Annotated in this window: 1 protein-coding gene; it reads right to left on the bottom strand. The window is 69.7% G+C overall.

What is annotated here, in order from left to right:
* Window positions 1-1599 (bottom strand): urocanate hydratase (hutU, locus tag VF794_RS30535; protein WP_331116522.1); only part of this gene is annotated, 1599 nt, incomplete at its 3' end.
* Window positions 1600-1735: the final 136 nt, after the last annotated feature.

Consider the following 1735-nt stretch of genomic DNA (forward strand, 5'->3'; position numbering starts at 1 on the left):
GGGGTAGCCAGCATCGGCGTGGCGGAGCACGCCCATGGCGGGATCCGAGGTGAGCACGCGCTCGATGCGGCGCGCGGCCTCGGGGGTGCCGTCGGCGACGATGACCTGGCCGGCGTGCAGCGAGTAGCCCATGCCCACGCCTCCGCCGTGGTGGAAGGACACCCACGAGGCGCCGTTCACCGCGTTCACCAGCGCGTTGAGGATGGGCCAGTCGGCCACCGCGTCCGAGCCGTCCTTCATGGACTCCGTCTCGCGGTTGGGCGAGGCCACCGAGCCGCAGTCCAGGTGATCGCGTCCGATGACGATGGGGGCCTTCACCTCGCCCTTGCGCACCATCTCGTTGAAGCGCAGGCCGGCCTTGGCGCGCTCGCCATAGCCGAGCCAGCAGATGCGCGCCGGCAGACCCTGGAAGGCCACGCGCTCCTGTGCCATGCGGATCCACCGGTGCAGCGACGCCTTCTGGGGGAAGAGCTCCAGCACCGCCTCGTCCGTGCGGCGGATGTCCTCGGGGTCTCCCGAGAGCGCCACCCAGCGGAAGGGCCCGAGGCCCTCGCAGAACATGGGGCGGATGTAGGCCGGCACGAAGCCGGGGAAGTCGAAGGCGTTCTCCAGCCCGGCGAGCTGGGCCTGGGCGCGGATGTTGTTGCCGTAGTCGAAGACGTGGCTGCCGGCGCGTGCGAAGTCCAGCATCGCCTCCACCTGCATGGCCATCGACTGGCGGGCCTTCTCGACGTAGCCCTTGGGGTCGCGCTTGCGCAGCTCGGCGGCCGCCTCCATCGACAGGTCCGCGGGGATGTAGCCGTTGAGCGGATCATGCGCGCTCGTCTGGTCGGTGACGAAGTCCGGCTTGAGGCCGCGCCGGTACAGCTCGCGGTACACCTGGGCCGCGTTGCCGATGAGGCCGATGGAGCGGCCCACGCGCCTGGCTTGGGCCTCCTTCACCAGGGCGAGCGCCTCGTCGATGTCCTTGGCGATGACGTCCAGGTAGCGCGTCTCCACGCGGCGGCGGGCGCGGGTGGGATCGATCTCCACGCCGAGGAAGACGGCGTTGTTCATGGTGGCGGCCAGGGGCTGGGCGCCGCCCATGCCGCCGAGGCCGCCGGAGAGGACGAGCCGGCCGGAGAGATCATCCGAGCCGAAGTGGACGCGGCCGGCCTGGGCGAAGGTCTCGAAGGTGCCCTGGAGGATGCCCTGGGTGCCGATGTAGATCCACGAGCCGGCGGTCATCTGGCCGTACATCATGAGGCCCTTCTTCTCGAGCTCGAAGAAGTGGTCCCAGTTGGCCCAGTTGCCCACGAGGTTGGAGTTGGCGATGAGGACGCGGGGGGCGTCGGGGTGGGTGCGGAGGATGCCCACGGGCTTGCCGGACTGGACGAGCAGCGTCTCCTCATCGGTGAGGCGGCGCAGGCCGTCCACGATGCGGTCGAACGAAGGCCAGTCGCGGGCGGCCTTGCCGATGCCGCCGTAGACGACCAGGTCCTCGGGACGTTCGGCCACGTCCGGATCCAGGTTGTTCATCAACATCCGCAGGGCGGCTTCCTGGACCCAGCCCTTGCAGGACAGGGCGGTTCCGCGGGGGGCACGAATGGTGCGGGACATGTGTCTCCTCGAAGATTGCGCCGCCTCGAAGCCTAACCGAATGCTGTGGGACGCGCGCGAGGTTCCGTGCTACCACGCACCGCGCCATGAGCCGCATCTATCGTTCGCTCCCCCCCGCAGGTACCCGGATTGGCCA

This window comes from Archangium sp., assembly GCF_036389735.1.
GTDB lineage: Bacteria > Myxococcota > Myxococcia > Myxococcales > Myxococcaceae > Archangium.